The sequence below is a fragment of the Pseudomonas sp. NPDC087346 genome, from assembly GCF_044744235.1.
Taxonomy (GTDB): domain Bacteria; phylum Pseudomonadota; class Gammaproteobacteria; order Pseudomonadales; family Pseudomonadaceae; genus Aquipseudomonas.
The window spans coordinates 2,563-3,263 of record NZ_JBIUXX010000146.1; the positions used below are offsets into that span (position 1 = coordinate 2,563).

The 701-nt window shown below is 59.8% G+C and carries 1 protein-coding gene; it reads right to left on the bottom strand.

Annotated features, from left to right (window positions below):
- The coding region (locus tag ACIOZM_RS31535; protein WP_401221537.1) for a translation initiation factor IF-2 at nucleotides 1–701 on the bottom strand (701 nt) is incomplete at both ends.

Below are 701 nucleotides of genomic sequence, written 5' to 3' on the forward strand. Positions count from 1 at the left end.
ATGTCGCCTTGGCGCAGGGTACCGTCTTGAACCAGAACGGTTGCAACCGGGCCACGACCTTTGTCGAGACGCGATTCAACCACAACACCGCGACCTGGGGCCGATGGGGTTGCTTTGAGTTCAAGTACTTCAGCTTGCAGCAGGACAGCTTCGAGCAACTCGTCCACGCCGGTACCGACTTTCGCCGAAACCGATACGAACGGGGTGTCGCCGCCCCACTCTTCCGAAGTCACGCCGTGAACCGACAGTTCGCTACGGATGCGATCGAGATCGGCGCCCGGCTTGTCGATCTTGTTCACTGCAACAACCAGTGGAACACCAGCGGCCTTGGCGTGCTGGACAGCTTCAATGGTTTGCGGCATCACGCCGTCGTCCGCTGCAACTACCAGGATCACGATGTCGGTCGCCTTCGCACCACGGGCACGCATTGCGGTAAACGCGGCGTGACCTGGGGTATCAAGGAAGGTGACCATGCCGCGTTCGGTTTCAACGTGGTACGCACCGATGTGCTGGGTGATACCACCGGCTTCGCCAGCAGCTACCTTGGCACGACGAATGTAGTCGAGCAGCGACGTCTTACCATGGTCAACGTGGCCCATTACGGTCTCGACTGGCGCACGGGAGAACTTCTCACCTTCAAACTTCAGGGACTCGGCCAGGGTATCTTCCAGGGCGGTGTCGCTGACCAGGGTCTCTTTGTG